22 protein-coding genes and 1 pseudogene are annotated in these 26,671 nt (G+C 68.9%); 6 read left to right on the top strand and 17 right to left on the bottom strand.

What is annotated here, in order from left to right:
* Positions 1-21: 21 nt before the first annotated feature.
* The 9 genes from ACV7JO_RS10225 to ACV7JO_RS10185 form a co-directional block, all read right to left on the bottom strand.
* Positions 22-1,194, bottom strand: a complete 1,173-nt coding sequence (locus ACV7JO_RS10225) for an SPFH domain-containing protein (protein ID WP_470353309.1) — start codon at positions 1,192-1,194, stop codon at positions 22-24.
* 80 nt (positions 1,195-1,274) lie between these two features.
* Positions 1,275-1,880, bottom strand: coding sequence for an NfeD family protein (locus tag ACV7JO_RS10220; RefSeq protein WP_470353308.1), 606 nt, complete (start codon positions 1,878-1,880; stop codon positions 1,275-1,277).
* 25 nt (positions 1,881-1,905) lie between these two features.
* A complete protein-coding gene (locus tag ACV7JO_RS10215; protein ID WP_470353307.1) occupies positions 1,906-2,292 on the bottom strand; it encodes a DUF7312 domain-containing protein in 387 nt (128 codons plus the stop codon).
* Between the two features lie 39 nt (positions 2,293-2,331).
* Entirely contained in the window at positions 2,332-4,464 is a 2,133-nt protein-coding gene (gene metG / locus ACV7JO_RS10210; protein WP_470353306.1) for a methionine--tRNA ligase, read from the bottom strand.
* Positions 4,465-4,516: 52 nt separating this feature from the next.
* A complete protein-coding gene (locus tag ACV7JO_RS10205; RefSeq protein ID WP_470353305.1) occupies positions 4,517-5,098 on the bottom strand; it encodes a YqaA family protein in 582 nt (193 codons plus the stop codon).
* Between the two features lie 129 nt (positions 5,099-5,227).
* Positions 5,228-6,280 carry a tyrosine decarboxylase MfnA gene (gene mfnA / locus ACV7JO_RS10200; protein WP_470353304.1) on the bottom strand — a complete coding sequence of 351 codons (1,053 nt, stop codon included), beginning with the start codon at positions 6,278-6,280 and terminating at the stop codon, positions 5,228-5,230.
* A gap of 70 nt (positions 6,281-6,350) precedes the next feature.
* Entirely contained in the window at positions 6,351-7,256 is a 906-nt protein-coding gene (locus ACV7JO_RS10195; RefSeq protein ID WP_470353303.1) for an RAD55 family ATPase, read from the bottom strand.
* A gap of 42 nt (positions 7,257-7,298) precedes the next feature.
* Positions 7,299-9,620 carry a phosphoenolpyruvate synthase gene (ppsA, locus tag ACV7JO_RS10190; RefSeq protein ID WP_470353302.1) on the bottom strand — a complete coding sequence of 774 codons (2,322 nt, stop codon included), beginning with the start codon at positions 9,618-9,620 and terminating at the stop codon, positions 7,299-7,301.
* 87 nt (positions 9,621-9,707) lie between these two features.
* The gene (locus ACV7JO_RS10185) at positions 9,708-10,613 is read right to left on the bottom strand and encodes a PhzF family phenazine biosynthesis protein (RefSeq protein WP_470353301.1); all 906 of its coding nucleotides are present in this window, start codon (positions 10,611-10,613) and stop codon (positions 9,708-9,710) included.
* Positions 10,614-10,714: 101 nt separating this feature from the next.
* Between ACV7JO_RS10185 and ACV7JO_RS10180 the strand changes: the two genes are divergently transcribed.
* Both ACV7JO_RS10180 and ACV7JO_RS10175 read left to right on the top strand, forming a co-directional pair.
* Positions 10,715-11,410 carry a phosphoribosyltransferase gene (locus ACV7JO_RS10180; protein WP_470353300.1) on the top strand — a complete coding sequence of 232 codons (696 nt, stop codon included), beginning with the start codon at positions 10,715-10,717 and terminating at the stop codon, positions 11,408-11,410.
* A gap of 250 nt (positions 11,411-11,660) precedes the next feature.
* The gene (locus ACV7JO_RS10175; protein WP_470353299.1) at positions 11,661-12,311 is read left to right on the top strand and encodes a hypothetical protein; all 651 of its coding nucleotides are present in this window, start codon (positions 11,661-11,663) and stop codon (positions 12,309-12,311) included.
* Between the two features lie 6 nt (positions 12,312-12,317).
* Here ACV7JO_RS10175 and ACV7JO_RS10170 read toward each other — a convergent pair whose 3' ends face one another.
* The 3 genes from ACV7JO_RS10170 to ACV7JO_RS10160 form a co-directional block, all read right to left on the bottom strand.
* A complete protein-coding gene (locus tag ACV7JO_RS10170) occupies positions 12,318-13,418 on the bottom strand; it encodes a site-2 protease family protein (RefSeq protein WP_470353298.1) in 1,101 nt (366 codons plus the stop codon).
* A 75-nt stretch (positions 13,419-13,493) separates the two neighbouring features.
* Positions 13,494-13,718 (bottom strand): PIN domain-containing protein, encoded by a 225-nt coding sequence (locus ACV7JO_RS10165; protein ID WP_470353297.1) that lies wholly within the window; start codon positions 13,716-13,718, stop codon positions 13,494-13,496.
* Positions 13,715-13,951, bottom strand: a complete 237-nt coding sequence (locus ACV7JO_RS10160; protein ID WP_470353296.1) for an antitoxin VapB family protein — start codon at positions 13,949-13,951, stop codon at positions 13,715-13,717. The genes ACV7JO_RS10165 and ACV7JO_RS10160 overlap by 4 nt, the downstream gene beginning before the upstream one ends.
* A gap of 287 nt (positions 13,952-14,238) precedes the next feature.
* Here ACV7JO_RS10160 and ACV7JO_RS10155 point away from each other — a divergent pair, with 287 nt between their 5' ends.
* Positions 14,239-14,727 (top strand): cation:proton antiporter regulatory subunit, encoded by a 489-nt coding sequence (locus tag ACV7JO_RS10155; protein ID WP_470353295.1) that lies wholly within the window; start codon positions 14,239-14,241, stop codon positions 14,725-14,727.
* Positions 14,728-14,748: 21 nt separating this feature from the next.
* Positions 14,749-15,957 carry a cation:proton antiporter gene (locus ACV7JO_RS10150; protein ID WP_470353294.1) on the top strand — a complete coding sequence of 403 codons (1,209 nt, stop codon included), beginning with the start codon at positions 14,749-14,751 and terminating at the stop codon, positions 15,955-15,957.
* Here ACV7JO_RS10150 and ACV7JO_RS10145 read toward each other — a convergent pair whose 3' ends face one another.
* From ACV7JO_RS10145 to ACV7JO_RS10130, 4 genes and pseudogenes are all read right to left on the bottom strand, one after another.
* Positions 15,958-16,884 (bottom strand): segregation/condensation protein A, encoded by a 927-nt coding sequence (locus ACV7JO_RS10145; RefSeq protein ID WP_470353293.1) that lies wholly within the window; start codon positions 16,882-16,884, stop codon positions 15,958-15,960.
* Between the two features lie 3 nt (positions 16,885-16,887).
* Positions 16,888-20,471 (bottom strand): annotated as a pseudogene (gene smc, locus ACV7JO_RS10140) (chromosome segregation protein SMC).
* A gap of 15 nt (positions 20,472-20,486) precedes the next feature.
* Complete coding sequence (locus tag ACV7JO_RS10135) at positions 20,487-20,864, bottom strand: DUF7518 family protein (RefSeq protein ID WP_470353292.1); 378 nt, start codon at positions 20,862-20,864, stop codon at positions 20,487-20,489.
* A 126-nt stretch (positions 20,865-20,990) separates the two neighbouring features.
* Entirely contained in the window at positions 20,991-21,737 is a 747-nt protein-coding gene (locus ACV7JO_RS10130; RefSeq protein ID WP_470353291.1) for a DICT sensory domain-containing protein, read from the bottom strand.
* 159 nt (positions 21,738-21,896) lie between these two features.
* Between ACV7JO_RS10130 and gatB the strand changes: the two genes are divergently transcribed.
* The gene (gene gatB, locus ACV7JO_RS10125; protein ID WP_470353290.1) at positions 21,897-23,414 is read left to right on the top strand and encodes an Asp-tRNA(Asn)/Glu-tRNA(Gln) amidotransferase subunit GatB; all 1,518 of its coding nucleotides are present in this window, start codon (positions 21,897-21,899) and stop codon (positions 23,412-23,414) included.
* Positions 23,415-23,437: 23 nt separating this feature from the next.
* Here the strand turns inward: gatB and ACV7JO_RS10120 are convergent, their stop codons facing one another.
* Positions 23,438-23,977 carry a hypothetical protein gene (locus tag ACV7JO_RS10120; protein WP_470353289.1) on the bottom strand — a complete coding sequence of 180 codons (540 nt, stop codon included), beginning with the start codon at positions 23,975-23,977 and terminating at the stop codon, positions 23,438-23,440.
* Between the two features lie 186 nt (positions 23,978-24,163).
* Between ACV7JO_RS10120 and ACV7JO_RS10115 the strand changes: the two genes are divergently transcribed.
* Positions 24,164-26,671: a DNA topoisomerase I gene (locus ACV7JO_RS10115; protein ID WP_470353288.1), complete on the top strand. Its 2,508-nt coding sequence runs from the start codon at positions 24,164-24,166 to the stop codon at positions 26,669-26,671.

The raw sequence follows: 26,671 nt of genomic DNA, 5'->3' as shown, positions 1-26,671 counted from the left end.
TCCGCGGTAAAACGTCTTCGACTAGGCCTGTCCGTCGCGGGTGTCGTCCGGGCCGCCAGCGACGTCGCTGCCGCCGCTCCCGTCGATTTCGGCGTCCATCTCCTCGATGACCTCGTCGGCGCTGTCGAGGCCGGCGTCCTCGCCCTGCTTTATTTTCTGGGCCTCCTCCTCCATGGCCTCCACGTCGACCTCGGCCTCCTCGTCTATCTGGCCGAGTATCTCCTCGATGTCGTCGAGGCCGAGCATCTCGCGGGTCTCGTCGTCGAAGTCCAAGCCGTCGAGCACGTGGCCGTTCTCCTTGACGTCGGAGCCGGTGAGGTGCTTGCCGTAGCGGCCGACCAGCGAGGTGAGTTCCTGTGGGAGGATGAACGTCGTCGACTCGGAGCCGCCGATGTCGGCGAGCGTCTCCATCCCCTTGTCGATGACCGCACGCTCGCCCATCGACTCGGCGGACTTCGCGCGGAGGACGGTGGAGATGGCGTCACCCTGTGCCTCCAGAATCTGGCTCTGTTTCTCACCCTGCGCGCGGATGATGTTGGACTGCTTGTCACCCTCCGCGGTCTCGATGGCGGAGCGCCGTTCACCCTGCGCTTCGAGAATCATGGCGCGGCGTTTCCGCTCGGCGGAGGTCTGTTGCTCCATGGCCTGCTGGACGTCCTTCGAGGGGTTGACCTCGCGGACCTCGACGCTCTCGACGCGGACGCCCCACTCGTCGGTCGGTTCGTCCAGTTCCTTCCGGATGCGGGCGTTTATCTCCTGTCGCTTGTTGAGCGTGTCGTCCAGTTCCATGTCGCCCAGCACGGCCCGCAGGGTGGTCTGGGCGAGGTTGGAGACGGCCCGCTCGTAGTTGTCGACTTCGAGGAACGCCTTCTTGGGGTCCATCACCTTGATGTAGACGACGGCGTCGGCGGTGACCGGCGAGTTGTCCCGGGTGATGGCTTCCTGTCGAGGCACGTCCAGCGTCTGTGTGCGCATGTCGAAGCGCGTCACGTCCGAGACGAAGGGATAGACGAAGTGAATCCCTTGGTCGAGGATGCCGCGATACGTCCCGAGGACGGTGTAGGCTCCCTTCTGGTAGGGACGGATGATGACGACGCTCGAGTACACCAGCGCGATGGCGATGAGGAGGAATATCACCGCCACGAAGCCGATGATGCCTCCGAACACCTGTAGCGGTGCGAACGCGGGGAACATAACGTCCGGACTTCGGGGTCGCCGAAAGAAAAGACTTCTGTGTGAGTGTGACACACCAGCGTCGCACACGCGCCGGGATTTCAGGCCCGTTCGGACTCCGTCTCGGTGTCGGTCGGGGCGTCGTCGGCCGACTGCTGGCGGTCGCGTTCGAGCGCGCGGTCGATGTCGTCACCGGCGGCGACTGGCTCTACGTCGAGGACGTTGCCGCCACCGGGGTCGACGACCATCACCTCCGTCCCCTCCTCGATGGGGCCCCGCCCGCTGCGGGCCTGATAGTAGGGGTTGAAGCCGCCGTCTTCGAGTTTGACCTCGCCGCCGTCGCGGGTGACGCGCTCGGTGACCGTGCCGAACTGGCCCTGCAGGGAGTCAGAGCTGAGCGTCTGCCCGCGGCCCGACGCGGCGAAGTCCAGTTGCCGGTAGCCCCACAGCGTCAGCGCGGTGGTGGCGAGGACGACGACGGTGAGGATGACGGGCGCGAAGATGCCCAGACTCGCCGGGATGAACAGTCCCACCAGCCCCGCGGTCAGCAGGGCGACGCCGAGGACGATGAAGTGCGCGCCCGGTGCCAGTGCCTCCGCGACGATGAGCCCGGCACCGGCCAGAAACAGCAGTAGCGACAGCGACGTGTTGAACAGCGACCCGACCTGCGCCGGGGCGAGGGCGGCAATCGTCAGCGGGCCAACCATACGCTACTGTAGGGGCGGCGCGGGATTAAGTGTCCGGGTCGGTTCGGACGAACAGCCCGTACAACAGGAGCGTCCCGACGGCGACGGCGGCCGTCAGGACGGCGAGCGTCGTCGGCCGGTACAGCGCCGACCCGAGGATGCCGCCGATGGCGAGGATGCCGACGTAGACCCCTAGCGCGACGAACAGGACGTTTTCGGGGGCCGGCCGACCGGGGTCGACGGCCACGTCGGGCGAGAACGACCCCGCCACGGCCTCCTCGGGTTCGTCGTCCTCGACGCGGATGACGTCGGCCTCGGTGGCGTACTCGTACTCCTCGACGAACGAGTCCGTCTCGGCGTCGTCGTCGGTCGGTTCGACGCGCGACTCGGCGTCACCGTCGACCGGCCCGTCGTCGCCTCCGTCGTCGTCCATACCCGGCGTACGTGGCGGGGCTACAAAAGAACCCGCCGTCTACTTCACGCGCGTCCCCAGCGGGGCGTCCTCGTGGGTGGTCAGCAGGTCGGCCTCGTCGCCGGCGGCCAGCACCATCCCGTTGGACTCGATGCCGAACAGCTCCGCTTTCTCCATGTTCGCCAACAGGATGACCCGCGTCCCGGGCAGGTCCGCGGCGTCGTGTAGCTGAGCGAGGCCGGCGACGACCTGTCGCACCTCGTGGCCGATGTCGACCTCCAGACGCAGCAGCTTGTCGGCGTCCTCGACGGGGTCGGCGGTGACTATCTCGCCGACGCGCATGTCGACGCCCTCGAAGTCGTCGAAGGCGAGGCGCTCCTCGACCAGCGGTTCGAGGTCGGGGGTGTCCGCGTCGCCCTCGTCCGAGCCGTCGCCGTCCGCGTCGGCCTCGCTCGCGGCCGCGACCCGGGACTGGAGCTGGTCGTTCAGCGCCGCGACGTGGTCGTCCTCCACCTGCTCGAACAGCTCCGTCGGCGGGTCGAACGACGCCGGCGGGGCCTCCAGCGCGGTGTCGAGGGTCACGTCGGCGACCGAGCCCTGCTCGCCCAGTTGGCCCCACAGGCGCTCGGCCTTGCCGGGCAGGACTGGCTGCATCAGGACCGCGACGGCCTTGGTCAGCTGGACGCAGTCGCGGATGACCTGTGCGGCCCGGTCGGGGTCGTCGCCGACGAGGTTCCACGGCTCGTTGCGCTGGATGTACTCGTTGCCGAAGTCGGCGAGGTCGACGGCGACGCCGGCCAGCGCCCGGACGTTGTACGCCCGTACCGCGGCCTCGAACTCGTCGATGGCGTCGGTGATGCGCTCGCGCACGTCGTCGCTGACGGCCACGTCGGGCGTGCCGTCGTAGTTGCGCTCGGCGAACAGCAGCGAGCGGTAGATGAAGTTGCCGACGTTGCCGACCAGTTCGCCGTTGACCCGCTGTCCGAAGCGGTCCCACGAGAAGTCCACGTCCGAATCCAGTTCCGCGCCGGCCGCGATGTAGTAGCGAAACAGGTCCGGGTGGAAGCCGGCGTCGAGGAACTCGTCGGCCCAGACGGCGCGGTTGCGCGAGGTCGAGAGGGCCTTCCCGTCGATGCCGACGAAGCCGCTGGCGAGGATGGCCCGCGGCTCGTTGTAGCCCGCCCCGCGCAGCATCGACGGCCAGAAGACGGCGTGGTGCTGGATGATGTCCCGACCGATGACGTGGACTATCTCGCCGGTGTCGTCCCACGCGTCGTCCCACGCGGTGCCGTGGCGGGTCTCGCCGTTGACCTTCCAGACGTCCTCCCAGTCGTACTCGTCGGCCCCTACCCGCTCGGAGTACTGCTTCGTGGAGGCGACGTACTCGATGGGGGCGTCGACCCAGACGTACAACACGAGGTCCTCGGTCGTCTCCCCCTCGCTCTCCCGGGCGGGGTAGTCGATGCCCCAGTCCATGTCCCGCGTGATACAGAGGTCCTGTAGCTCGCCCTCGACCCACTCGCGGGGCTGGTTCTGTGCGTTGTCGGTCCCCTCAAGCCGGTCGAGAAAGCCCTGCAGGTACTCCTGAAAGTCAGCGAGTCGGAGGAACTCGTGTTCGCGCTCGCGGTACTCGGCGGGGTTGCCCGTCAGCGTCGAGACGGGGTCCTCTATCTCGCCGGGTTCGAGGTGGCGCTGACACCCCTCGTCGCACTCGTCGCCGCGGGCCTGCTCGCCGCAGTACGGGCAGGTGCCCTCGACGTAGCGGTCGGGCAAGGGTTGGTCCTCGGCGGTGTCCCACGCCACCTGAATCTCCTTCTCGTGGACGTGGTCGTTGTCGACCCACGAGCGGACGAACTCCTGTGTGAGTTCGGTGTTGGTCTCGTCGTCGGTGTGGCCGTAGTTGTCGAACTCGACGTTGAACTGGGGGAACGTCTCGGCGTAGCTCTCGTGGTACTCCAGCGCGAACTCGCGGGGCTCGACGCCCTCCTCGGCGGCGTTGACGGCGACCGGCGTCCCGTGCATGTCCGAACCGCAGACGAACGCCGTCTGCTGGCCGATGCGACGCAGGGACCGCGAGAGGGCGTCGCCGGCGACGTACGTCCGGAGGTGACCCACGTGCAGGTCGCCGTTGGCGTAGGGCAGCCCGCAGGTGACCACCGCCGGGCGGTCGGTCGGGAACTCGTCGTGGCTCATACCTCCGTCTGAACCACCGGCGGGTCAAAAGGCGGTTGGTTTCGCCTCGACCCTACAGCAGCGCCAGCGTTCCGCCGGCCAGCCCGAGCGTCACGACCAGACGGCCGGCACTGCCGGCGAAGGTCGCGGCGGCGAATCGACCGTAGTCCTCCTCGAGGACGGTGAAGGCGTAAATCGAGAGGGTGTCGGGGAAGAAGGGGACACACAGCGCCAGCGCGAGCCCGACGTAGCCGTACTGTTTGGCGAGCGTCACGGTCTTGCGCTCGGACCACTCGATGAGGTCGAACCGCGACTGCTTGATTCGCCGGACGAGCGGGCCGTACTCCTTGGCCTCCTGTCCGATGTGGAACGCGAAGAGGCTCCCGGCGGCCTTGCCGAGGGCGCTGACGACGACGATGGCGGCGATGTTGCCCGTCGTCGAGAGACCCAGCCGGAGCGTCTCGGCCGGCACGAGGACGACCTCGCTCGGGAGCGGGAGGACGAAGGCGATGAGAAACGAGTAGACGGCGATGATTCCGAGTCCGGTCGGCCCCGTCGCCGTGCAGACGGCCTCCTCCAACGGGGACAGCGCCGTCCCGGAGGACGTACATTCGCCGACGAACGCGACCAACGGTATCGGGGCGACGGGGTCCACACCGCTCCATAGCTAGTACCGGGTGGTAAGCTTTGGTATGTTCTCTCGGGAGCGCTCCCTACCGCTGCCGGGTCCACACCGAGAGGAGGCGACAGCGACCCGCTGGCCGTCGGCGAGCGGCCCGTCCGCTCAGTACCAGTCGAGGTCGGCCACGAACGACCGAAGCATCGACCGCGTGACGTGGGGCATGCAGACGACGCGCATCTCGCCGGCCCCGGTCTTGGAGACGCGCCAGCCCCGCTCGCGGAGTTCGTCGGTCATCGGTACCGAGAGGTCCGCCGCGACCAGCGGGAGCTCCGGGCCGACGACGGCGTGGCCGCGGGCGTCGAGTTGGTCGGCCAGCCACCGGGCGTTGTCCATCGAGCGCTCGTACTGCTCGCGGTAGCCGCCGGGCCACAGCGCCTCCATCGCGGCGACGGCGGAGGCGACGCCCGCGCCCGAGCGGGTGCCCGTCAGCGTCAGTTGGCTCGTCGATTCGAGGTAGGGCGTCTCGATGGCGAGGTCGTCGAGCAGCGAGCGGTCCCGGGCCAGCAGGCCGCCGGCGGGGACGGCCGCCTGTCCGACCTTGTGGGGGTCGATGGTCAGCGTGTCCACGTCGGCGTGGCCGAAGTGCCAGTCGTGGTCGGTAAAGGGGAGGTAGAAGCCGCCCCACGCCGCGTCGACGTGACACAGCGCGCCGGCGTCGGCCGCGAGGTCGGCGATGGCGGGAATCGGGTCGACGAAGCCGTACTCCGTCGAGCCGGCGACGCCGACGACACACACCGTGTCCTCGTCGACCAACCGCGCCATCGCGTCGGGGTCGGCCCGGTGGTCCGTGGCGGGCGCGGTCCGCAACTCGACGCCCAGCACGTCCGCGGCCTTGGTAAACGAGAAGTGGGCGTGGACCGGCGCGACGACGTTGGGGTCGTCGGTGTCGGCGCGGTTGCGGGCGACACGGACCGCCTGAATGTTGGCCTCGGTCCCGCCCGAGGCGACGTAGCCGGCGGGGTCGGCGAGGCCGGTCAGGTCACCCAAGTAGTCGACGGCCTCGCGTTCGAGGTCGGCGACCGTCTCGTAGGTGCCGGGGTCGCCGGGGTTCGTGGCGAGGAAGCGCTCGGCCGCCTCGCGGGCCGCCGGATGTGGTTCGGTACACATCGAGGAGAGGACGCGCTCGAACGCCTGTGGCTCGGCCCGCTGGAGCATTCCTACGCGAGCCCACGAGAGCGAGCGGTTTAGCCGTTGTGTTCGGCCCGGCCTCGGTGGACCGGTTCGCTCACCAGTTCGACGGCCCGACCTTCTTGGTCGCTTTCGCCCGGAAGCCCGTCGGGCCGACGAGGGACTCGAAGACGGTCTGGCGCTCCGCGTCGAGCGCCCCGCCGAAGGAGCCGACCCGCATCGTCCGGTAGGTCTCGAACCCCTTGTCGTTGGAGTAGAAGTACACCGCGCCGTGCAACAGACCGTTGACGAGGCTGTCCTCCCGGACGGCGGCCGCGGGGCGGTCGAGTTTGACGTAGGCGACGTTGCCCCAGTTGACGACCGCCTCGCGCAGCCCCACGAGGAAGGCGACCTCGTGGCCCTTCGGCAGGCCGAACTGGACGGCCCGCTCCAGCGACGACAGCGAGTCGACGACGACGAGGTCGTCGGTGGCGTCGGCGATGCGCTCGCTCACGTCGTCCAGCAGGCTCTGGAACGTCGCTACGTCTGGCTCGCCGTCGTCGGCCGCGCCGTCCTCCGCCCGCTCGATGTCGTCGGTTCGCCGGCGGGCGTCGAACAGCGCCGGCGGGACCGGGAGCAGTTCCATGAACCGCTGGGAGAAGTCCGCGACGGTCAGGTGTTCGGTCAGTGCCTCGAACTGGTGACCGTCGAGCACCGCGTCGAGTTCGCTGTAGACGTGCTCGCGGTCGTGCGAGAGCGTGACGTACGTCACCGAGTCGGGAATCCGGTCTCGCCGCTCCGAGACGGACCGCGGGACGAGTTCCGGCTCGTGCTTCGCCAGCATCAGCGTGGCGAGGCTCGTATAGGTGAAGGCGTCACCTCCGGCGTCGGGTGCGCCGGCCAGCAAAACGGCGCTCCCGGTCGGAATCCCGCGGACGTGACCGTCCAGACCCGGGACGCCGAAGGGGATGTACGAGACCCCCTCGCTGATGCTCTTGGCCGCCGGTGCGGTGGGAGAATCCATAGCGGACCGACGGCGGGCGACAGCAAAAGCGTGGCGTCCGCGTCAGCGGACGGATTCGAGCAGGAGGCGCTGTTCGACGCGCTTGACCTCGTGTTGCACGTCACGGACCGCGTCGATGTTGGGCGAGATGGACGTGACGCCCTCGTCGACGAGGAAGTCGACCATCTCGGTCTTCGAGGCCGCCTGTCCGCAGATGCTCGTCGCCACGTCGTGCTCGCGGCAGGTACCGATGACCTGCGCCATCAGGTCCCGTACGCCGGGGTGAAGCTCGTCGAACCGGTCGGCGACGGCCCCGTTGTTGCGGTCGACGGCCAGTGTGTACTGCGTGAGGTCGTTCGTCCCGAACGAGACGAAGTCGATGCCCGCCTCGCAGATGGACTCGATGCCGAGCGCGCTGGCCGGCGTCTCGACCATCACGCCCCAGTCGCGCTTCTCGGGGTCGATGCCGACCTCCTGCATGAGCGATTTGCCCCGCAGGACGTCCTCGGCGTCGGTCACCAGCGGGAGCATCAGCTCGACGTTGTCGTAGCCGAGGTCCCACAGGCGCTGGAACGCCCGGAGTTCGAGCTTGAACTCGCCGGGGCGGTCGAGCGACCGGCGGATGCCCCGGTAGCCCAGCATCGGGTTGTGTTCGTTGGGCTCGTCCTCGCCGCCCTCCAGTTGGCGGAACTCGTCGCTGGGGGCGTCGAGGGTGCGGACCCGAACCGGCCGCGGGTAGAACGCGTCGGCGACGGTCCGGATGCCCTCGACGAGCTCCTCGATGTAGGCGCGCTCGCCGTGGTCCTCGACGTAGCGGGCCGGCGTCTTGTTCGTCGACAACACCATGTGCTCGATGCGCAGCAGGCCGACGCCGTCGGCCCCCGTCTCGGCGGCGCGCTCGGCCGCGTCCGGAATCGAGACGTTGACCTTCACCTCCGTCCCGGTCATGGGTTTGACCGGCGAGTGGGCCGTCGTTCCCGTGTCGACGGCACGCTCCCGCGTCGGCCCGTCGTCCGCCTCCTCGGCGTCGCCGGCCTCGCCCTCGCTCTCGGTTTCGGGGCCCTCCTCGACGACGCCGCGCTCTCCGTCGAGCGTGACCGTCTGGCCGTCCCGGAGCTGCGTCGAGGCGTCGGCCGTCCCGACGACGGCCGGGACGCCCAGTTCGCGGGAGACGATGGCCGCGTGGCTGGTCATCCCGCCCTCGTCGGTGACGATGCCGGAGGCGCGTTTCATCGCCGGCACCATGTCGGGGGTCGTCATCTCGGCGACGATGATGTCGCCGTCCTCGACCTTGTCGAGGTTGTCGAGCTTGTCGACGATGCGGACCGTTCCGGTCGCGGTGCCGGGCGCGGAGCCGATGCCGTCGAGGCGGACGGTGTCGGCCTCGGACTGCATCGCGCCGCCGTCGGCGACGCCGCCCTCGTCGCTGGCCTCCGCGGCGGCGGCCTCCTCGTCGATGGTGGTGATGGGCCGGGACTGCAGGAGGTACACCTCGCCCTTGTAGATGGCCCACTCCACGTCTTGGGGCTCGCCGTAGTGGTTCTCGACGCGCTCGCCCACCTCGATGAGGCGGTGGACCTCGTCGGCCGAGAGGACCCGCTCGGAGCGCTTCTCCTCGGGGACGGCCCGCTCGATGGTCTCGCCGTTCTCGTCGCGGACGCACATCACCTTCTTCTCGGCGACGGTCACCTCGTCGATGTCGCCGCTCTCGCGGTCGACGACGTAGTTGTCCGGGGAGACCGAGCCCGAGACGACGGCCTCGCCCAGTCCCCACGCGGCCTCGATAATGGCCGTCGGCGCGCCCGTCGAGGGGTGGCTCGTGAAGAGGACGCCGGACTTCTCGGCGTCGACCATCTGCTGGACGACCACCGCGATGTCCACCACGTCGTGGTCGAACCCCTGCTCGTTGCGGTAGTAGATAGCCCGCTGGGTGAACAGCGAGGCCCAACACTCCTTGACGCGCCGCAGGAGGTCGGCCCGCGAGACGTTGAGATAGGTCTCCTGCTGGCCCGCGAAGGAGGCGTCGGGCAGGTCCTCGGCGGTCGCCGAGGAGCGAACCGCCACGTCCTCGTCGCCCATCTCGTCGTAGGCCGCGAGGAGGTCCTCGCGGACCGAGGGGGGCGTGTCGGTTTCCAGAATCAGTTCCTGCGCGCGCTCGGCCGCCTCGGCCAGCGCGCGCGAGTCGTCGCTGTCGACGTCGACGAGTTCGAACAGCTCCTCGTCGATGCCGGTCGTTTCGAGGAACGAGCGATACGTGTCCGCCGTGACGACGAACGCCGACGGGACCGGCAGTCCCGCAGCGGTCAATTCGCCCAGAGACGCCGCCTTGCCGCCGACCGTATCGAGGTCGTCGGCGTCGATATCATCGAGCCACAGTGTTGGCATGGACTCGTTCGGAAAATCACGAACGATGGATAAGGAGCTTCCGATTACGACATTACCCGAGCGCCGATTCACTCGAATTCGAGTGATTCAGGCTTCGATGATGCCGTCGTCGCTCGCGGCCTCCGGAACGGTCAGTTCGCCGGTCAGCGTCGTGACCGCCCGGCCGCCTATCCACACCTCGTGGCCGTCGGTGTCGACCTCGACGGTGCCGGGCCGGTTCCGGAAGTGGCCCTGCTCGGCGACCACGGGCTCGACCGTCCCGTCGATGGCCCCGTACCGGCGGACGTACGCGGCGACGGCCCCGGCGGCGGTGCCGGTGACTGGGTCCTCGCGCACGCCCGCAAGCGGCGCGAACGCCCGCCCGTGGAACGTCGCGTCGCCGCTCAGCGTGTCGAACGTGAAGGCGTACAGCCCCGTCGCGTCTGCCTGCCGGCAGAGCCGCTCGACGGCCGCCGTGTCGACCGACACGTCGCTCAGGTGTTCGAAGTAGTTGACCGGGACCGCGAGCCACGGGACCCCCGTGTCCGCGGTCACGAGCGGCAGGTCCGCACCCACGTCCCGCAGCGTCGCCACGTCCAGTCCCAGCGCGTCGGCCACCGCGGATAGTTCGAGGTCGACCTCGGTCAGTTCCGCGACGCCCTGCTCGGTCCAGACCGTCCCGTCGGCCTGCGTCTCGACGGCCAGCGTCCCCGTCCCGGTCGTCATCGTGTGCTCGCCGTCGTCGACGACGCCGCGCTCGCGTAAGAGCGCGTGGGCCGCGACCGCGGCGTGCCCGCAGAGGGGGACCTCCCGCTCGGGGGTGAAAAAGCGCAGCCGGCGGTCGGCCTCCTCGCTCGGCCGGACGAAGGCCGTCTCGCTGGCCCCCAACTCGGCGGCGACGGCCTGCATCTGGTCGTCGGTCAACCCCTCGGCATCGGGCACCACGCCGGCGGGGTTGCCCGCCGTCGGCTCCGTCGTGAACGCGTCGACGAGTGCGACCGCTCTGGTCTCCATGGCTCCGGGTTGTGCCAGCGCCGGGTTAACTGTTCCCCGTGGCCGCGCACGACCGCTGGCCGTCCTGAAACGGTTAAGTCGGCGCGCACCCGCCACCCCGTATGGGCGAGCTACCGGACGAGTTCTCGTGTACCATCACCAACTGGGAGTACATCTACGGGCGGTGTCGGGCAGTCGCCGACGACGTGAAAGCCGCCGACTTCGAGCCGGACGTGGTCGTCGCGCTGGCTCGGGGCGGCTGGTTCGCCGGCCGCTGCCTCTGTGACTTCCTCGGGCTGGACGACCTCGCCAGCCTGAAGGTCGAACACTACGTCGGTACCGCCGAGACCAGCGACGAGGTGTCGGTCCGCTACCCGCTCGCCGACGGCGCGGTCGAGGGCAAGGACGTGCTGGTCGTCGACGACATCGCCGACACCGGCCGCTCCATCGAGACCGCCGCACAGCGGGTCGCCGACCGGAACCCCGGCAGCGTCCGCACCGCGACGCTCCAGCTCCTCCAGACCAGCGAACACGAGCCGGATTTCGTCGGCGAGCGCCTCGAAGAGTGGACGTGGGTCGTCTACCCGTGGAACTTCGTCGAGGACATGATAGAACTGACCGCCGGCGTCATGGAGAAAGGCGAGGGTGCGGTCCACGACGCCGACGACATCCGTCACCTGCTGCGGGAGTTCCACGGCGTCGACCGCATCGAGATGGAAATCGCCCAGCCCGACCGTCTCGACGAGGTACTCACGGAGATGACGCGGCGCGACGTGGCCGAGGCCGTCGACGGCGGCTACCGACTCACCGACGACTGACGGCGTCGCGCGCGGTCGCCGGAACGGCCGGTCAGTGCCGGCCGTCGTCGCGGACGTATTCGAGCGCCGAGACGAACTCCGCCGGGTCGACGCTGCCAGCCGATTCGTCCAGCCGCTCGCGTATCTTCGTCGGTGTCATGCCTACTGGTAACAATGAACGCGGAGCTTCTTAGTTCTTTCTCCCGTGCTAACACGACCCGGCCGCGTCCGCCTCCCGTGGAGTCTTCCGTCCGGACCGCGTGGCGGGGGTATGGAGGAGCGCACCGGCCGGTTCCGCGTCTACCGCGTCGTCGCGGACGTGCCCCACGTCAACTTCCTCGACACCGGGGGGACGCGCCTGTACACCGTCTACCAGTCGGGCTACGGCGACATGCAGGCGACGGTCGACGGGCTTCGGACGGGCGACCTCGTCGAGGCGACGCTGGCCGGCGACCCGAGCGACAGCGACGAGGCGTGGTCCATTCGGTCGGTCGAGCGGGTCGGCGGCGTCCGGATGCACTTCGCCGTCGACGCCGCCGTGCCGCCGGTGGCAGTCGACCTCTGGACCGCGGGGATGGACCGGCCGGCGAGCGCGACGCTGGAGGACGACGGCGAGCCGGTGGCGGAGTGCCACGTCCAACCCCGCGCCCCGCTGCCCGGTGGCTCGTTCGTCCCGAGCGTCCTCACTGGACTGGTGCCGATGGAGGACCTGCTCACCGACCTCCCCGCCGTCGACGGGCCGCCGACCGACACGCTGTTCGTCGACCCGGACCCGCCGGGGGCCGAGCGGTACAGCCGCCCCTACGGCGCGGTCCTGCTGTTCGGCGAGGGCGGGGCGGCCCTGCGCGACGAGTACTTCGCCGAGTACGGCGTCGACCCCGCGGCGGACTCGCGGCCGGAATACGACCCCTACGGCCTTTGAGCCGGCTCAGAGCGTGATGACTATCGGCACCGGGACGAAACACAACAGCCCGAGGACGAGCGTCAGGACGCCGACGGCCTTCCGGCCCGGCCCCAGTTCCGCCTCGTCGAGCGGGCGGGCGGCCCGGACGCGGCTGAACGCCAGCGTCAGGACGCCCCAGAACCCCCACAACGGGGCCGCGCGGCCCCCCTCGAAGGCGACGAGGTAGCCGGCCAGCCCGAACAGGGCGACGGGGACCGCCAACTGGACCCGGGCGAAGGCGTCACCGACCAGCGCCCGCGCGACGTGCGCGCCGTCGAGTTGCCCGACCGGGAGCAGGTTCAGGAACGTGACGAACGCGCCGACCCAGCCGGCGATGACGACGGGGTTGGCGACAACCGAGGGGTCGGGGTACACCAACTGCTCGCCCAACAGCGCGGCGACGCCCCGGACCAACAGCGGGTAGCCAAGTTCCACCTGCGTGGCGATACCGCCGGCGAGCCGGACCGGCTCCAGCGTGACGCCCACGGCGGTCACCGCGACGGTGGCGACCAGTCCCGCAAGCGGTCCGGCGACGCCGATGTCGAACAGCGCCTTCCGGTCGGGGATGTTGTCGTTCATGCTGATGACCGCCCCGAGGGTACCAAGCAGGTTCGGCAACGGGATGAAGTACGGCAGGCTCGACTGGACCTCGTGGTGGCGGCTGAGGGCGTAGTGGCCGAACTCGTGGACCGCGAGTACGCCCAGCACCGAGAGCGCGAACGGCCACGCCTGTAGCAGCGCCGCCGGGTTCTCGGCGACCGAGAGGCCGTACCAGCGGGTGCCGGCGTACAGCGTCGACAGCAGCGTCAGCACTGCCAGCAGGACGTTCGTCCACGGCACGCCGTCGACGCCCAGCGAGCGCTCCGTGGCGACGAGGACGTGTTCGCCCATCTCCTGCTTGAGTCGGACGCGGTAGCCCCGCCGCCGGAACGCCGGGCCGAGGGTCTGCACTACTTGGTCGCGGTCGGTCAGGGGCTCGCCGTAGTAGCGGACGCCGTCGTCCGTCGGGGTGACCTCGTAGACGCTGAAGGCGTCGGCCAGCCCTTCGGGGTCGGGCACGTCCGCGGGCGGCGACTGCTCGTCCATTCACTCCGACTTGGGACTCGACGGCTTTAGTCCTGTTCGCCCGTGGCGGTATCGGTTGTTGCGAATACGGCGATTCTATCTCTGCTGTCTCCTCGTCGGTCTCGTAACGTCACCCCACGAGAGGGCGGCTTTGACCGCTGCTACGTCGCTGTCCGGGGCGTTCCCCTCTCCGACAAGGACCTCGGCGTACGCTGGGGCCGGGAAGACGAACCGGGCATCGTCATGGGCCAGTAGATACTCGGCGGTGGCGTCGACGCCGTCGAGATAGTCGATGAGAAACGTCGCGTCGAGTACTTTCATCCGTCGTCTGCCAGCCGATGCACCCGGTCTTTCGACTTCTGCTTGGACTTCTCACGTGCCTCTCGGGCCCGGTCAGCCCGTTCGTCCGACCACCGTCCGAACCCAGCCATGAGGTCGCGGTCGTCCTCAAGCATCCGCTGCAACACATCGTTATAGCTCTCGCCCTCCCGGCGGCGGTCAAGTTCTCGCTTCACCGCATCGCTAACTCGAATCTGCTCATCTTCGGTCGCCATCGTTGCGTTGACAGCGATTAATCCTTGTGAGGAAGCAGACCACCTTTTTCCCGGTCGGGTTTCCTCGCTCGCTCCGCTCGCTGTGGGAACCCTCCCGGCAAAAACGTGGGTGAAAAAGGCCGACGGCTCGGCCTCCCGCCTCGCCGTCGGTGAACCGCACTCGCTCCGCTCGCGCGGATGCTGGTGGTCAATACGCAGGCTCACTGAGCAGCCGTTTCAGAGACTGAACGAATAGAGAAATCGTATCTACAACTACTGTTATGTCGACCGGGACCGACCACGCGGGTATGGACGTCACCGAGAGCGACCTGCCCGGCGTGGGCAAGAAACACGAGGTCGACATCGGCGACGGGGAGCGGCTGGTCGTCGTCACCCACAACACCGGGAAGCGACAGGTGTACCTGAAGCCCGGCCCGGACGCCGACTCCGAGGCGCTGTTCGAACTCACCGACCGCGAGGCGCGGCTGGTCGGCACCGTCCTCGAAGGGGCGTACTTCCAACCGGTCGCCTCCGAGTCCGTCCGGACACTGCTCGGCGACGGGACTCTCCTCGAGTGGTACACCGTCGACGAGGGAGCGGAACTGGTCGGCCAGACCCTCGCCGACGCCGACGCGGGCAAACGGACCGGCGTCACCGTCGTCGCCATCCAGCGCGACGACGCGGTGGTCGCGAGCGGCGTCGCCCACACCGAACTCCGGGCCGGGGACACGATGGTCGTCGTCGGCGACAGGGAGAGCTGTGACGCGTTCGAGGGGCTGCTGTCGGGGGCCGACTGACCCCGATGGGGGTGGAGACGCGTGGCTGACCTGCTCGAAGTCGGCGTGCTGTTCGCCGCCGTCGCGGTCGCGGGCGCGGTCGCCGCCCGCCTCGACAAGTCGGTCATCCCCTTCTACATCGTCGCCGGGATGGGGCTGTCGCCGTCGGTAGCCGGACGGCTCTCGGTCGGCGGCTACGCCTTGCCCAGCGTCGCCGCCGGCGAGTTCGTCACGCTCGGCGCGGAACTCGGCATCGTCTTCCTGCTTTTCTTCCTCGGGCTGGAGGTCGACCCCCAGCGCCTGCTGGCGAGTCGCGACCGGGTGGCCCGGGCCGGCGGCGTCGACCTGCTGGTCAACTTCCCCGTGGGGGTGGTCGTCGGCTTCGCGTTCTTCGGTGACCCGCTGGCGGCGCTGCTGACGGCGGGCGTCGTCTACGTCTCCTCGTCGGCCATCGTCACGAAGTCGCTCATCGACCTCGGGTGGATAGCCAACGACGAGGCCGACCCGCTGCTGGGGACGCTGGTCTTCGAGGACCTCGTCGTCGCCGTCTATCTCACCGTCGCCGCGGCACTGGTGACCGGCGGCGGCGACCTCGCCGGCGCGGCCGCGTCTGTGGCCGTCGCCGTCGGGTTCATCCTCGCGCTCGCCCTCGCGGCCGTCCTCGGGACGGCGTGGTTCGAGCGGGCGCTCGCCACGTCCTCGCAGGAACTGACCGTCTTGCGGACGCTCGGAATCACCGTCCTCGTCGCCGGCGCGGCGCTGGCTGTCGGCGTCAGCGAGGCCGTCGCGGCCTTCCTCGTCGGGATGGGCTTCGCCGCGACGAGCCACGGCCACGAACTGGCGGACCTGTTGGAACCCCTCCGGGACACCTTCGCCGCCGTCTTCTTCTTCTACATCGGCATCGAGGCCGACCCCGTGTTGGTGGCCGGCGTGGCCGGCCTCGTCCTCGCGGCGGCGGCCGTGACCGTCCCCGCGAAGTTGTTCTCGGGCTATCTAGGCGGGCGCGCCTACGGGCTCGGTACGCGCCGGTCGACCCGCGTCGGCCTCGGACTCGTCACCCGCGGGGAGTTCTCGCTCATCGTCGCCACCGTCGCGCTGGCCGGTGCCGGGACGACGCTCGCGCCCGCGACGGCCACCACACTGTACTCCTTCGCTGTCGGGTACGTCCTGCTGTTGAGCGTCGTCGGCACGCTCCTGATGCAGTACTCGGCCCCCGTCGAGTCGTTCGTCGTCGCCCGCCTCGGCGAGTAGTCAGTCCGCCAGCGCTTCCTCGGAGCCCCCCGCCGCGTTGGGGTCCTGAATCCAGAGGTCGCCAAAGAGGTCGTCCTGCTGGAGGCGGACCTGCCCGCGGTGGGCCAGAAAGAGCAGGCCGAGGAACGTCTCGACGCGCGTGCCGCCGGCGGTCTGGACCTCGCGGTACAGCACCTCCTCGCGGCCCTGCTCGTAGTGCTCCCGGACCGCGCCGTGTACGTCGTCGATGATGTCGTCGATGTTCTCGGCGTGGGCCGTGCCGGTCACGTCCGCCGCCGAGGGCTCCTCGTCCAGTCGCATGTCGTCGGCCCCGCGGTAGTCCAGTTCCTGTGTCCCCCGCTGGAACCCGCTGGGGGAGTCGCTGGTGTCGTACTCGCGGGACTCCTTCCACCACGTGTCCCGCTCGGCGTCCCGGAGGTCACGGACCAGTTCGTCCAGCGTCTGGGGCATCCCGCGGGCGCGCCGGCGTTCGAGCCGCCGGTCCATCTCGGATTCGAGCGACGCGAACGGGTCGGGCTCCTCGATGGGGGCGTCCTCGGCCATCGCCTGCTCCCACGGCTCGGCCGGCTCGTCTTCGCCCTCGTCCTCGCCCAGCATCGCGTCGCTTTTCATCCGGACGAGCACGGAGGCGTAAAACAGCGCCCGCCCCGAGGTCCGGAGGTCCGCGTCGTCCAGTCGGTCGAGGAACTTGTCGGTCACCCGGACCACGTCGATGTCCCACGGGTCTATCTCGCCGTCGTCGGCCAACTGGACGAGGACCTCGACCGGCTCCACGTCGTCCTCGCCGTCGGTGCCGTCGGGCAGGTCGACGCCGCCGGGGGGCTCCCCGTCTTCACGGGTCGCGTCGCTCCCCGTTTGGTTGTCGGTGCCGCCGGGCGGCTCCCTTTCTTCGTGTCCGGTGATATCGAGCGGGATGTCGTCGGTCATGGCTCAGTCGTCGGCCGGCACCTCCTCGTTGTCGCTCTCGCCGGAGAGGTCGATGCCCGTCACGGCCGAGACGTTGTCGCCCTGCATCATCACGCCGATGGCCCGCTCGGAGCGCTCCAGCAGGGCCGAGCGGTGCGAGACCACGACGAACTGGGCGTCGCCGGCCAGCTCGTCGACCATCTCGCCGACCAGTTCGGCGTTGGCCGCGTCGAGGAAGGCGTCGACCTCGTCCAGCGCGTAGAACGGCGCGGGATTGTGTCGCTGGATGGCGAAGATGAACGCCAGCGCCGTGAGGGACTTCTCGCCGCCGGACATGGCGTTGAGCCGCTGGATGGGCTTGTCGCCGGGTTGGGCCTTCATCGTCAGGCCACCCTCGAACGGGTCGTCCTCGTCTTCGAGGTGGAGGTGGCCGGTGCCGTTCGAGAGGCGCTCGAAGATGTCCTCGAACTGGTCGTTGATGGCGTCGAACGACTCCATGAACGTCTCCTTCTTGCGGGCCTCGTAGGTGTCGATGCGCTCTCTGATACCCTCCGCCTCCTCGACCAGCGTCGCCTTCTTCTCCTCGAGTTCGTCGAGGTCGGCCTCGACGCGGTCGTACTCCTCGATGGCGCGCATGTTGACCGGCTCCAAGGCCTCCATCTCGCCGGTCAGCCGCTCGATTTCGGCCTCGACGGTGTCGTGGTCGGGCACGTCCTCGGGGTCGTAGTCGCCGACTTGGGCCTCGAGTTCGTCTATCTCCCACGCCAAGCGGTCGCGCTCCTCGGTGCGGTCGTCGAGGTCCCGCTCCACGTCGGCGACGGCCGACTGCTGCTCGTCGCGGGCCTCCTTGGCCGCCTGTAGCGCCTCGCGTTGCTCCTCGCGCTCGGCCTTGAGGTCCGCGAGTTCGTCCTCCAGTTCGGCGACGGCCTGCTCTTTCTCGGCCTTCCGCTCGCGCTTCTCTGCGACTCGGTCCTCGAGGTCGGCGATGCGCTCTTCCTGCTCGGCCTTCCGGTTCTGGGCTGCCTCGATGGTGTCGTGGAGGTCGTCGATGGCGTCCTCGGCGTACTGCTGTTCCAGTTGCAGTTCGTTCAACTCGGCGTCGAGGTCGTCCATCCGGTCCTCCAGCGCGTCGATGTCCTCGCGGATGGCCTCGCGCTCGTCCGTGAGAGCCGGCAGTTCGGAGTCGGCGACCTCCGCCTCCAGTTCGTCGATGTCGGCCTGCAGGTCGGCGATGGCCTCGTCTTTGGCCTCGATGTCGGCCTCCAGTTCGTCCATCTCGTCGGCGACGGACTCGCGGTCGGCCTGAATCTCTTCGAGGTCGGCCTCCAGTTCCTCGATGCGGGCCTCGGTCTCGCTTTTCTCGCCCTCGGTTCGCTCGATGCTAGTCTCGATGTCGCGCAGCTGTTCGGTCGCGTCGGACTCGCGGTCGCGGGCGTCTTCGAGGCGCTCCTCCACGTCGCGCAGGTCCGCGCGAACGTCGGCGCGCTCGTCCTCGAGTTCGGTGATTCGCGTGGCGACCCGTTCGAGCTTGCCGGCCCCGCCCGAGAAGGAGTAGCGCGTCCCCGAGGAGGACCCCCCGGTCATCGCACCGCTCTTCTCGACGAGGTCGCCCTCTAAGGTCACCATGCGGTAGTCGCCCATCAGTTCGCGGGCGGTGTCCATGTCCTCGACGACGACCGTATCGCCCAGCACGTACGAGAAGACGCCGGCGTACTCAGAGTCGAAGTCGACGAGGTTGCACGCGAAGTCGACGACGCCGTCGTGGGAGGGCAGCGACGGCAGCGAGCGGTGCTGCATCTGCGTGATGGGCAGGAACGTCGCCCGGCCGGCGTTGCGCGATTTCAGGTACTCGATGCAGGACTGGCCGACGCCGTCGTCGTCGACGACGACGTGGGCGAGTCGCCCCCCGGCGGCCGTCTCGCAGGCCGTGGCGTACTCGGGGTCGACCCCGCCCAGTTGGCCGACGGTGCCGTGGACGCCCTCACGGTCGGCGTTGAGGACGGCCGTCACGGCCCGGCCGTACGAGGAGTCGCCGTCCTCGCCGGCCTTGGCTTCGAGTTGGGCGTACTCCTGTTGCTTGGCGCTTATCTCGTCTTCCAGTTCGTCGAGGTCGGCCTGCAGGTCGCGCTTCTCGGCCCGGAGGTCGTCGACCACCTCGCCGATGGTCTCCTTGTTCTGTCGGGCCTTCTCCAGTTCCGCTTCGAGGTCGTCGATGTCGGCCTCCAGTTCCGGAACTTTCGCCTCCAACTCCTCGATAGTCTCGCGCTTCTCGTCCTCGGCGTTCGAGCGCCGGCGCGCCTCGTCGAGCAGGCGGTCCTGCTCGCGCTGGAGGTCGTTCTTCTCGCTTTTCAGCGCCTCCAGCCGGTCGCGCTTGGTTTCGAGTTCGTCCTTGACCTCCTCGAACTCCTCGCCGACCTCGTCGATGCGCTGTTGGACGTCCGCGAGCGCGGACTCCTTCTCGGCGATGTCGGCCTTGACGTTGGACTTCTCGACTTTCGTCTCGCGGATGTCGGCCTCGAGGTCGTCGATGGTCTCCTGCTTGCGGTCTATCTTGACGAACGCCTGCCGGCGCTCGTTCTCGGCGTCCTCGACGGCCGCCTCGGCGGACTCGATCTTGTCCTCCAGCCGGGAGACGTCGCCCTTTATCTCCTCGATGTCGCGCTTGATGGCGAGTTGTTCGTCCTCTCCCTTGCGCTCTATCTCTTGGTTGAGCTCGTGCAGTTCGTCCTCCAGTCGGACGACCTTCCCCTGTCGCTCGTCGAGTTCGGCCTGCAGGTCGGCGAGTTCGGCCTCCAGTCCGTCGATGTCGTCCTCGACGGCGTCGAGTTCCGTGCGCTTGTCCTCCAGTTCGGCGGCCTTGCGGTACCCCTCGTACTCCGCTTTCTCGTCGCGCAGGTCCTGATACTGCAGGGCCATCTCGCGCTCGTCTTCGAGTTGGTCGAGGCGGTCGCGTTTCTCCTCGATGCGGAGTTCGGCCTCGTCGATACGCTCTTGGACGACCTCCAGTTCGTCGAAGGCGTCGGCCTTCTTCGCGTCGAACTGCGCGACGCCCGCTATCTCGTCGATTATCTCGCGGCGAGCGCCCGGCGTCATGTTGATGATTTCGGTCACGTCGCCCTGCATGACGACGTTGTACCCTTCGGGGTGACGCCGGCCTGTGCCAGCAGGTCTTGGATGTCCGAGAGGTTGACCGAGCGGCCGTTGATGTAGTAGTAGGAGTAGTAGTTGTCCTCGGTCTCCTTGACCCGGCGGCGAATCGATATCTCGTCCACGTCGCCGACGTCCTCCGTGCCGGCGGCGTTGACGACCTGCGAGCGGTCGAGGGTGCGGTCCTCGTTGGCGAGGATGACCTCGACGCTCGCCTCCCGCTCCCCGGAGACGGCCACGTCCTCGTCGGCGTGGCCGGGGTTGTAGATGAGGTCGGTCAGCTTCTCGGCCCGGATGCCGGAGGTGCGGGCCAGACCGAGCGCGAACAGGACGGCGTCGATGATGTTGGACTTGCCGGAGCCGTTCGGGCCGCTGATGGTCGTGAAGTCGTCGTAAAACGGGATGCGGGTCTTCCGTCCGAAGCTCTTGAAGTTGTCGAGGACGAGCTCTTTGATGTGCATGCGGTGGTGGGCCGCCTACGCCACGATGATGTCGGACTCCGACTCCGTCTCCTCGGAGTCGGCGTCGGACGCGGCGGGGGCATCCTCCATGTTGTCCGACTCCTCGGGAGCCTCCGTGTTAGGTGTGTCGGCCCCGGCCGTCACGATGTCGCCGCCGTCGTCGGCCGCCGCCGCGGCGTCGTTCTCCGGCGGCGACGCGCTGTCGTTCTCCGGCGGCGCGTCGGCCTCGGCGGCCGGCGCGGCGTGGGAGCCAAAGCCCATGTCCTCGTCGACGGTGTTCTCCAGTTCGCGGAGACGAACCTTACACTCGACGAGTTCGTCGGTCAGCCCCTCGACCGAGGCTTCGAGTTCCTTGACGCGCGCTTCGAGTTCCTCGACGCGGTTGCCGCACATACGCGTAAGGGACCGTCCGTGCCCCCATAAACTTACGTCAGACATTGACAAAGAATGTGACACGTCGGTCACGGCTCCCGTCGCCGGAACCGCCGGGAACCGTTCGCGGAACCGACCACTCCAGTATCACGCGTGATACGCGTCGGTCAGGTACGCGGCCACCTCGGCGGTCACGTCGGCGTCGAACGTCCAGAAGCCCCGCCACTCGTTCGGCCCGGTCTCCTCGGCGACCAGCGCCGCACGCATGCCGTCGGGACAGTCCGCGTGGACGACGAACCACGAGCGGCGGAGTTCCGCACCGTCGTCGCCGTGGACGGCGGCCCCGTCGAGGCCGGGGGACCCGTCGGGGACGCCGTAGACGTGAACCGCCGCGTCCGTCCCGGCCAGTCGCTCGTAGACGCGCTTGGTCCCGTGTTCGTCCTCGATGCGCGAGAGGTGCTGAAACCCCGAGTGTAACGCCCCGTCACCGTGTTCGTGGGCCAGCGCCTCGATGTGCCGGGACATCTCGATGAGCAGCATCTTCTGCTTCCCGTCGACCGAGAACGTCGTCTCGTCTAACCTCGCCAACACGTCCGGCGTGTCCACCTCGTCGACGGCGCGCGTCCCGGTGACGTAGAGGTCGGAGTTGACCATCAGGACGCTGTCGCCGACGTCGCCGATGGTGGAGACGGCCAATTCGGTCCCGTCCTCGCTCTCCAGCACCGCGACGTTTGCCGGCCCGTCGTCGACCGGTTCGCTCTCTCTGACGGTCACTGCGGGCGCGTCGACCATCCCCTTCAGCATCCGGACCAGCGGCGCTGGCTCGTCGGCGTTGAACACCGTGAGCGTCTTCTCGGCCGCCCGCACGTCGTCGATGAACCGCGAGAGCGTCACGTCCCATCGACCGTGCCAACCCCTATAGAAACTGACGACGGCAGTATCAGTTCTGAATACGCACTCGCCCCTAGAGGGGTGTTTGCGGCGCGAGCGGTCGGCGGCGAGCGACCGCACGGGGTCGTTAGCCTTTAGCCGGCGGCCGCCGAACCGCGGGTAATGACTGCACAAGCCGCCGAGTCCCGCGAACTCGCGGCCGTCATCGGGCTGGAGGTCCACGTCCAGTTGGAGACGGAGACGAAGATATTCTGTGGCTGCTCGACCGATGTGACCGACGCCGAGCCCAACACCCACACCTGCCCGGTGTGTCTCGGCCTGCCCGGCGCGCTCCCGGTCGTCAACGAGGGGGCCGTCGAGGCCGCGGTGAAGGTCGGCAAGGCCGTCGACGCCGACGTACCCGACGAGACGACGTTCCACCGGAAGAATTACTACTACCCCGACCTGCCGAAGAACTTCCAGATAACGCAGTACGACGCCCCCATCTGTCAGGACGGGGAACTGGCCTTCACCGTGGCGGGCGAGCGCCGCAGCGTCGCCATTCGGCGTGCCCACCTCGAAGAGGACCCCGGTTCCGTCAAGCACGTCCGCGAGGGCACCGGCCCGCTGGAGTCGCGCACCTGCTCCATCGACCGGGCCGACTACACGCTCGTCGACTACAATCGCGCGGGCACGCCGCTGATGGAGGTCGTCACCGAACCGGACTTCCGGGACCCCGCCGAGGTCCGGGCCTTCTTGGAGAAACTGGAGGAGGTGCTGGAGTATCTGGGCGTGTTCGACCCGACGCGGGACGGCAGTCTCCGCATCGACGCCAACCTCTCGATGGTCGACGCGGGCGAGGTGGGGGCCGACGGCGCTATCGACGAGTCCGTACTGGAGGACGCCAACCGCACCGAGGTCAAGAACATCTCCAGCCACAAGGGCGCGGAGCAGGCCCTCTCGTTCGAGGCCTCCCGCCAGCGCAAGCTCATCCAGTCCGGCCGGGCGGTCGAACAGGAGACGCGCCACTTCAACGAGACCCACGGCAACACCGTCTCGATGCGCTCGAAGGAGGAGGAGAAGGACTACCGCTACTTCCGCGAGGCCGACCTCCCGCCCCTGCGGGTCGCCGACTGGAAGGCCGAACTCTCGATTCCGGAACTGCCCGACGCCCGCCGCGAGCGGTTCGTCGCCGAGTACGGCCTCAGCGAGGAGGCCGCCGCGAAGCTCACCAGCACGAAGCAGGTCGCGGACTTCTTCGAGAGCGTCGCCGAGCGCTTCGACGCCGACCTCGCGGCGACGTGGGTCGCCGACAACCTGCTGGGGGAGCTCAACTACCGCGACATGGAGATAACCGACGTCGACGACCGCTTCGACGAGGTGACCCGGCTGGTCGAACTCGTCGCCGAGGACGAGATAACGGCCAAGAACGCCCGCGAGACGGTCCTGCGGGACATGCTGGACGAAGGCGACGACCCCGACGCCGTCGTCGAGCGCGAGGGGCTGGGCAAGACCTCCGGCGACGAGGTGCAGGCGGCCGTGGAAGCGGCCATCGCGGAGAACCCCGACGCCGTCGAGGACTACCACAGCGGCGAGGACGGCGCGCTGAACTTCCTCGTCGGACAGGTGATGGGCAAGACCGGGGGGAGCGCAGACCCCGGTGATGTCAACGGCCTGCTGCGCGAGGAACTGGACGACTGACCGCGAGCGACGGCGGGAGCGGGTTACTGCTCGGTCGAGTCGCCCGAGGAGTCGCTCCCGCGCGCCGCCGGTAACAGCGCCGGGTCGCGCCACAGCAGCGTCACGAAGACAGCGACGGCGACGCCCTCGATGGTCTTGATGGCCGACTCGGCGGGTTCGGTGACGTAGTGGTCGAGCAGGAGGTGGACGACGCTGGACTGGCCGTGGGTGTGGCCGGTGGCGGTCGTCTCCGCGCCGCCGACCAGAAACGCGCCGTGGCCGGTGGTGTGCCAGAACGCCCAGCCGGCGATGGAGAGGGCGAGCATCACCGTCCCCGCGACGTAGGCGTCCCGGAGCGCGAGGACGCGGCGGGTGACCAGATACGGGCCGGCGAGCAGGGCGAGCGCGAAGGGGACGAAGAGGAACGGCCGGGGGTCCGGCGGCAGCCATCCCCCGAACCACTGGTCTATCGCCATGAGGTAGACGATGGCGCGGGGCAGCCCCCACCAGAGGTGAAACGCCGCCGTGGCGAAGGTCAGCGCGGCGGCGACGGCGCGCAACGCGCGGGCGGTCCGTCGGTCCATACTCCCGACTCGGCGCGTGTCGGACAAGAGCCGTTCGGTTTCACCTCCCGCGTGGGCGCGGCGCGCGACGCCCGTGCCCACCCGCAGCGAGCGCCCGCACACCCGCGCTGTCGGTCGATTACGCCGAAAGCCCTTAGTACGCGTCGCGGCGTAGCGACCCGCAATGACCGAGACAGGTGAGCGCCGATGCGGCTCATAATCACCGAGAAGGACAACGCCGCCCGGCGTATCGCCGACATCCTCTCCGAGGGGTCGGCGTCGGCCGAGCGCCGGAACGGCGTCAACGTCTACCGGTGGGGGGACACCCGCGTCGTGGGGCTGTCGGGCCACGTCGTCGGCGTCGACTTCCCGCCGGAGTACAGCGACTGGCGCGACGTCGAGCCGGTCGAGCTCATCGACGCCGAGGTGCGCAAGGAGCCGACACAGGAGAACATCGTCGAGACGCTCCAACAGCTCTCCCGCCGGGCCGACGAGGCCGTCATCGCCACCGACTACGACCGCGAGGGCGAACTCATCGGCAAGGAGGCCTACGAACTCATCCGCGCAGAGACCGACGCGCCCATCGAGCGGGTCCGCTTTTCCTCCATCACCGAGCGGGAGGTCCGGGAGGCCTTCGCCGACCCCGACGACCTCGACTTCGACCTCGCGGCAGCGGGTGAGGCCCGCCAGATTATCGACCTCGTGTGGGGCGCGGCGCTGACGCGGTTCCTCTCGCTGTCGGCCCGGCAACTGGGCGACGACTTCATCTCCGTGGGCCGGGTTCAGTCGCCGACGCTGAAGCTCATCGTCGACCGCGAGCGCGAGATAGAGGCGTTCGACCCCGAGGACTACTGGGAGATAACCGCCGACCTCCGGAAGGACGACACCGACTTCGAGGCCCAGTACTTCTACGACGACGACGGCACCGAGGCCGAGCGCGTCTGGGACGAGAGCGAGGCCGAGGCCGCCGACGCCGACCTGCGCGGGGCGAGCGCGGCCACCGTCACGAGCGTCCGCCGACGGACCCGCACCGACAGCCCGCCGACGCCGTTCAACACGACGGCGTTCATCTCCGCGGCGGGGTCGCTTGGCTACTCTGCCCAGCGGGCCATGTCAATCGCCGAGGAGCTGTACACCGCCGGCTACATCACCTACCCCCGAACCGACAACACCGTCTACCCCGAGGACGTGGACGAGGAGACGCTGCTCGACGAGTTCGTCGGCTCGGCCTTCGGCGCGGACGCCGAGTCCCTGCTCGAACAGGACGACGTGACCGCGACGGAGGGCGACGAGGAGACGACCGACCACCCGCCCATCCACCCGACCGGCGAACTGCCGCCGAAGGCCGAACTCTCGGAGGACGAGTGGGAGCTGTACGAACTCGTCGTCCGGCGGTTTTTCGCCACCGTCGCCGAGCCGGCGACGTGGGAACACCTCCGCGTCGTCGCCGAGGCCGCGGGCCGGTCGCTGAAGGCCAACGGCAAGCGCCTCGTCGAACCGGGCTACCACGCCGTCTACCCCTACTCCAGCGCCGGCGAGACCCACGTGCCCGACGTGACGGAGGGGGAGGCGCTGTCGATTTCCGAGGTCAGCTTGGCGGCCAAGCAGACCCAACCGCCGCGCCGGTACGGCCAGTCGCGGCTCATCCGCACCATGGAGGACCGGGGGCTGGGCACGAAGAGTACGCGCCACAACTCCATCGAGAAGCTGTACGACCGCGGCTACATCGAGGGCGACCCGCCCCGACCGACCCGGCTGGCGATGGCCGTCGTCGAGGCCGCCGAGGAGTTCGCCGACCACGTCGTCAGCGAGGAGATGACCGCGCGACTGGAGGCGGACATGACCGCCATCGCCGACGGCGAGGCCACGCTCGACGACGTGACCGACGAGTCCCGCGAGATGCTCGAACGGGTCTTCGAGGAACTGCGCGAGTCCCGCGAGGAGGTCGGTGACCACCTCCAAGAGTCCCTGAAGGCCGACCGCACCCTCGGACCGTGTCCGGAGTGTGGCGAGGACATGCTGGTGCGTCGCTCCCGGCAGGGGTCGTACTTCGTCGGCTGTGACGGCTTCCCCGAGTGCCGGAACACGCTCCCGCTGCCCTCGACGGGCGAACCGCTCGTGCTCGACGACTACTGTGAGGACCACGAGATGCACCACGTGAAGATGCTCGCCGGTCGGGACACGTTCGTCCACGGTTGTCCCCGCTGCGAGGCCGAGAAGGCCGACGAGAGCGAGGACGAGGTCATCGGCGTCTGTCCGGAGTGTGGGGTCCCGGCGGACGGCGACGACGCCGAAGCGGCCGAGGGCGGCGAACTCGCCATCAAACACCTCCGGTCGGGCTCTCGGCTGGTCGGCTGTACCCGCTATCCCGACTGCGACTACTCGCTGCCCCTGCCCCGCAACGGCGACATCGCGGTGACCGACGAGTACTGCGACGAGCACGACTTGCCCGAACTGGTCGTCGACCCCGACAGCGACGACCCGTGGGAACTCGGCTGTCCCATCTGCAACTACGAGGAGTACCGGGCGCGCAACGCGGTCGAGGACCTCGAAGACCTCGACGGCGTCGGCTCGGCGACCGCCGAGAAACTGGCGGCCGCCGGGGTCGGGGACCTCGACGCCCTGCGGACGGCCGAGGCCGACGCCGTTGCCAGCGAGGTACAGGGCGTCACCGAGAGTACGGTTCGGGAGTGGCAGGCGGAACTGGACGACTGA

This window comes from Haloarcula sp. MBLA0138 (assembly GCF_055632455.1).
Note: the sequence above shows the minus strand (reverse complement) of the source record. Positions and strands in the feature narration are given on the sequence as shown.

What these genes read in the sequence shown, in the direction of transcription:
- ACV7JO_RS10225 (WP_470353309.1), bottom strand. Translation starts at nt 1,194, where the DNA reads ATGTTCCCCGCGTTCGCACCGCTACAGGTGTTCGGAGGCATCATCGGC.
- ACV7JO_RS10220 (WP_470353308.1), bottom strand. Translation starts at nt 1,880, where the DNA reads ATGGTTGGCCCGCTGACGATTGCCGCCCTCGCCCCGGCGCAGGTCGGG.
- ACV7JO_RS10215 (WP_470353307.1), bottom strand. Translation starts at nt 2,292, where the DNA reads ATGGACGACGACGGAGGCGACGACGGGCCGGTCGACGGTGACGCCGAG.
- metG (WP_470353306.1), bottom strand. Translation starts at nt 4,464, where the DNA reads ATGAGCCACGACGAGTTCCCGACCGACCGCCCGGCGGTGGTCACCTGC.
- mfnA (WP_470353304.1), bottom strand. Translation starts at nt 6,280, where the DNA reads ATGCTCCAGCGGGCCGAGCCACAGGCGTTCGAGCGCGTCCTCTCCTCG.
- ACV7JO_RS10195 (WP_470353303.1), bottom strand. Translation starts at nt 7,256, where the DNA reads ATGGATTCTCCCACCGCACCGGCGGCCAAGAGCATCAGCGAGGGGGTC.
- ppsA (WP_470353302.1), bottom strand. Translation starts at nt 9,620, where the DNA reads ATGCCAACACTGTGGCTCGATGATATCGACGCCGACGACCTCGATACG.
- ACV7JO_RS10185 (WP_470353301.1), bottom strand. Translation starts at nt 10,613, where the DNA reads ATGGAGACCAGAGCGGTCGCACTCGTCGACGCGTTCACGACGGAGCCG.
- ACV7JO_RS10180 (WP_470353300.1), top strand. Translation starts at nt 10,715, where the DNA reads ATGGGCGAGCTACCGGACGAGTTCTCGTGTACCATCACCAACTGGGAG.
- ACV7JO_RS10175 (WP_470353299.1), top strand. Translation starts at nt 11,661, where the DNA reads ATGGAGGAGCGCACCGGCCGGTTCCGCGTCTACCGCGTCGTCGCGGAC.
- ACV7JO_RS10170 (WP_470353298.1), bottom strand. Translation starts at nt 13,418, where the DNA reads ATGGACGAGCAGTCGCCGCCCGCGGACGTGCCCGACCCCGAAGGGCTG.
- ACV7JO_RS10165 (WP_470353297.1), bottom strand. Translation starts at nt 13,718, where the DNA reads ATGAAAGTACTCGACGCGACGTTTCTCATCGACTATCTCGACGGCGTC.
- ACV7JO_RS10160 (WP_470353296.1), bottom strand. Translation starts at nt 13,951, where the DNA reads ATGGCGACCGAAGATGAGCAGATTCGAGTTAGCGATGCGGTGAAGCGA.
- ACV7JO_RS10155 (WP_470353295.1), top strand. Translation starts at nt 14,239, where the DNA reads ATGGACGTCACCGAGAGCGACCTGCCCGGCGTGGGCAAGAAACACGAG.
- ACV7JO_RS10145 (WP_470353293.1), bottom strand. Translation starts at nt 16,884, where the DNA reads ATGACCGACGACATCCCGCTCGATATCACCGGACACGAAGAAAGGGAG.
- ACV7JO_RS10135 (WP_470353292.1), bottom strand. Translation starts at nt 20,864, where the DNA reads ATGTGCGGCAACCGCGTCGAGGAACTCGAAGCGCGCGTCAAGGAACTC.
- gatB (WP_470353290.1), top strand. Translation starts at nt 21,897, where the DNA reads ATGACTGCACAAGCCGCCGAGTCCCGCGAACTCGCGGCCGTCATCGGG.
- ACV7JO_RS10120 (WP_470353289.1), bottom strand. Translation starts at nt 23,977, where the DNA reads ATGGACCGACGGACCGCCCGCGCGTTGCGCGCCGTCGCCGCCGCGCTG.
- ACV7JO_RS10115 (WP_470353288.1), top strand. Translation starts at nt 24,164, where the DNA reads ATGCGGCTCATAATCACCGAGAAGGACAACGCCGCCCGGCGTATCGCC.